Consider the following 3840-nt stretch of genomic DNA (forward strand, 5'->3'; position numbering starts at 1 on the left):
TGCTAAAACGCTTACCGCATTGCCGGCATTTGTATCGTTGCTGATGATTTGTCTGCCATCTTTTTTGACCTGTTTTGAGCCACAGAAAAAGCATTTTTTGTGTTCAAAGCTTTTGACCTCGCTAAAAGCCTTACAGAATAAGGCTTTTCAAACTTTTTAGCACCTAAAATGTCCCTTTGCCCAAAAACTCATAAAAATGGAGCTATCATTATGACAAAAAAAAAAAAATGCAAGTCAAGCGCTAAATTTATACCGCGGAAAAATGCAGCTTCCGCCTGCCGCCCCGCAATACGGCCGCCAAGACGCAGGTGAAGCCCGGCTGCCTTCTTCTTTCCGTTACTTGTTTTAAGGCACTTTGACTGCATTCGCCGCCGCAAACATTCCTGTTCTCCGTCCTTCCGACATCTTTATTCCGCTTCCAGCCGCCGTCATAGAACCAAGCGGATAATTCCAAGGGATTCATGCCGAAAGGTACGGAGGTAAAGATTTCCACCGGCGGGATTTTTCCCTTCCAATAATAGGCGGGGCCGTGTCCCATTTCCGCCGTACCATCGGAGACGGCATTGAAGACTTCAAAAGCAGACACTAATTCCCCGGCGCCATAGACGATGATATTCAAACGCCCTTTGCTGCCGCGCTGCACTTCGTCGGCAAACTATTGTATGGCGGTAGCCAGTCCCGGATAGTTTTTCGGCTATGCCATGACCAATTTCTAATGAATGGCTTTATCTTGCGCCTTGACAGCGCCTGCCGCACCCAAGACGACAGCCGCACCGCCCGTTTTAAGCAGATGCCGTCTTTTCATACTACCTCCTAAGCGATACGCGATTGTTCGAATTGGATGCGGTTTTTAGCGTATTCGACTTGACTGGCTTGGTAGCTTTGATAAGAGTCCACGATACGTTTTGCTATCGCACTTTTACCGGCAAAGGTTTCTAAGTATTTGGCGGTATTTTCTTTGAAAACTTTCAAGACGTCGGCAGGGAAATTGCGGATTTCGATCTTATGCTGCTCCTGCAAAACCTTAAGCGATTGACTGTTATTGTGCATAAAGGCGTTCATCATTCTTTGGTTTAAGGTCTGTGTCAGGTTTTCAATAATCGCTTTCAAATCTTCAGGCAGGCTGGCTAAGGCTTTTTCATTGAGCAAAATTTCTATCAGGCCGCAAGGCTCCTGCCAGCCGTTGTAATAAAATTTTGCCGCTTTGTGCAGACCGAATGCCAAATCATTCCAAGGACTGACCCAGTCGGTCGCATCGATGACGCCGCTTTGCATGGAAGTGAAAATTTCCGAACCCGGCAAAGATGTCGGCGAAGCGCCCGCCATTTTATACACTTCGCCGCCGATGCCCGGCATACGGATTTTCAAGCCTTTCAAATCTTCAGGGCTGTTGATTTCCTTATTAAACCAGCCGCCCATCTGCATGGTGGTATTGCCGCCGATAAAAGGCACGACCCCGAAAGGCTTATACAATTCCGTCAGTAATTTGCGCCCTTCGCCTTCCAAGAACCAAGCAGTGGTTTCATCCGCCAGCATGCCGAAAGGCACTGATGAAAACATTTCCGCTTCCGGAATCTTGCCTTTCCAATAATACGGCGTGCCATGTCCCATTTCCGCCGTGCCTTCGCTGACCGCATTAAAGACCTCGAAAGCCGGCACCAATTCTCCCGCCCCGTATAGCGTGATATTCAAACGACCGTTAGAGAGTTTTTTCGCCTCTTGCACGAACCAATCCATCGATGTTGCCAAGCCGGGGAAATTCTTCGGCCAAGCCATGACCAATTTCCAGTTGAATTTCTGCTCTTTCTCTTTTGCCTGTGCTGCGCCGGCGCCCAATGCTAGAGCAGCGGCACTAGTTGCGGTGAGTAATTGTCTGCGTTTCATATTATCCTCCTAGTGAAAAATGCGGATACTGCCACAGTCTTTACGGAGTGTCATGTGTTTTTTCACACAAGATGCGATAATCTAGCGCAAATTTTTAGCGGATTCTGCCATGCGTTTTTTTCTTCCTCTTCTTGCCTGCTGCCATGTCGCGGCTTTTGCCCAAAACGCCCCTACCCCTTCGACAGCGGCACCCAATCCATTGGAGCTGACCTCGCTCAGTCAAGAAAATAGCGGCGATAAGCCTGACGATATTCCTTTCGATGTCTTGAAAACCTTTGTCGATGTTTTTGATACGATTAAAAACAGCTATGTCGATCAAGTGGATAACCGAAGCCTTATCGAAGGCGCCATCCGCGGCATGCTCACGCGCCTTGACCCGCATTCCGCTTATATGAACGAAAGCGAATACCAAAGTTTTACCCAAAGCAGCGAAGGACAATATGCGGGACTGGGCATGGTATTGGACATCAAAGCCGGTTCGGCCAGCGTGATTTCCGCCATTGACGGCTCGCCCGCCGCCAAAGCCGGTATTACTACAGGCGATATCATCAGCCAAGTGGACGGAAAAATCGTCGCCGAATTAAGCCTCTATGAAATCGACAATCTCTTAAGCGGCGAAATCGGCTCGACGGTCAATCTAACTATTGTGCGCGGCGACACCGTGCAGCAATTAAGCCTTGTGCGCGAACTCGTCCATGCCAACAGCGTTTCCTCGCGCATGCTCAATCTCGATTACGCCTATGTGCGCATCACCCAATTTCAAGAAGATACCGCCGAAGCCCTAGCCAAAGAAATCCAAGCTCTGCATGTGAAATACCAAGTCAAAGGCATGGTGCTGGATTTGCGCGATAATCCGGGCGGCATCTTCCAAAGCGCCATCAACAGCGCCGATTTGTTTCTCTCCCAAGGCATCATCGTCAGCATTCGCGGCAGAGATATTGATCAAGAAGAATTCATCGCCAATGAAGGCGATGTCTTAAATCATCTGCCGATAGTCGTTATCGTCAATGGCGGCACCGCCTCGGCAGCGGAAATTCTCGCCGGCGCATTGCAAGACAACCAACGCGCCCTGATTATCGGACAGCAAACCTTCGGCAAAGGCACCGTGCAAAGCGTTGCTCCGCTCTATCACGGCGGCGCCGTCAAACTCACTACCGCACGATATTACACCCCTTCAGGCACCAGTATCCAAGCCGCCGGGATCAGTCCGCAAGTCGTCTTATCGCCGCTCAAAGTCAATCAACAACGCCAAAGCAGCAATGAAAGCGAGCGCAATCTGCCCAACCATTTACCCAATCAACATAACGCTACAAAAACAGAGGGCACCGCTTCGAACCATAATGCTGCCGCCAATCTTGCCGAGCAAGATTTTGCACTATATGAAGCCCTAAATATCTTAACCGCCATGAGCATTTTACAAAACACCGCACCTACGACGCCCACAGAAGAAAACCTGCCGAAAAGCACGCCTTTTAGCAGCAGTGAAGCCCGTCCTGCAATACCGAGCATTCCCGCATCATGAAAAATCGCCATTATATTCAAATCGAAAATCATTATCATAAGCCACCTTTTACAGCCATTGGAGAAAACCATGAAAAAAGCACCCTTAGGCAGCGTCGTATTTGCCGCCGCCTTGACAAATGCCGCCGAATACAAACTTGACCCTGCACATGCCAATGCAGGATTCGGTATCGACCATTTCGGCACCAGCACCAACCGTGCCGCCATTCATAATTTGAAACCTTTGCAAAAACCCAAAGCCATGCAAGCGGTTTGCACGCGCTTTGGGGTTTTCAAGAAAAATAGCATTATGTGCCCAAATTTTACCCATTCATCCTGATTAAACAGCCCATTTCAGGCTGCTTACCGCCTTTTCAGGCAGCAATAGGTGCTATTAGCCTTAACTTATTGGCTGCTTTCAACAAATTCAAACACATCACCTTCAACACCATTTGC

4 protein-coding genes and 1 pseudogene are annotated in these 3840 nt (G+C 48.9%); 2 read left to right on the forward strand and 3 right to left on the reverse strand.

Features of this window, described 5'->3' with window-relative positions; translation table 11 throughout:
- Nucleotides 1–424 precede the first annotated feature (424 nt).
- The 3 genes and pseudogenes from ACJHVI_RS10365 to ACJHVI_RS10375 form a co-directional block, all read right to left on the reverse strand.
- Nucleotides 425–694, reverse strand: a pseudogene (locus ACJHVI_RS10365) (ABC transporter substrate-binding protein); the annotation flags it as partial.
- A gap of 18 nt (nucleotides 695–712) precedes the next feature.
- On the reverse strand, nucleotides 713–805 hold the full coding sequence (locus ACJHVI_RS10370) for a twin-arginine translocation signal domain-containing protein (RefSeq protein WP_483184663.1): 93 nt from the start codon (nucleotides 803–805) through the stop codon (nucleotides 713–715).
- An 8-nt stretch (nucleotides 806–813) separates the two neighbouring features.
- The gene (locus tag ACJHVI_RS10375) at nucleotides 814–1884 is read right to left on the reverse strand and encodes a TRAP transporter substrate-binding protein (protein WP_483184664.1); all 1071 of its coding nucleotides are present in this window, start codon (nucleotides 1882–1884) and stop codon (nucleotides 814–816) included.
- Between the two features lie 109 nt (nucleotides 1885–1993).
- On the opposite strand from ACJHVI_RS10375, the gene ACJHVI_RS10380 reads away from it, so the two are divergent.
- Together ACJHVI_RS10380 and ACJHVI_RS10385 are read left to right on the forward strand one after the other, a co-directional pair.
- Nucleotides 1994–3406 carry a S41 family peptidase gene (locus ACJHVI_RS10380; RefSeq protein ID WP_483184665.1) on the forward strand — a complete coding sequence of 471 codons (1413 nt, stop codon included), beginning with the start codon at nucleotides 1994–1996 and terminating at the stop codon, nucleotides 3404–3406.
- 69 nt (nucleotides 3407–3475) lie between these two features.
- The gene (locus ACJHVI_RS10385; protein ID WP_483184666.1) at nucleotides 3476–3724 is read left to right on the forward strand and encodes a hypothetical protein; all 249 of its coding nucleotides are present in this window, start codon (nucleotides 3476–3478) and stop codon (nucleotides 3722–3724) included.
- The last annotated feature ends 116 nt before the right edge of the window (nucleotides 3725–3840 follow it).

Source organism: Suttonella sp., from assembly GCF_056855035.1.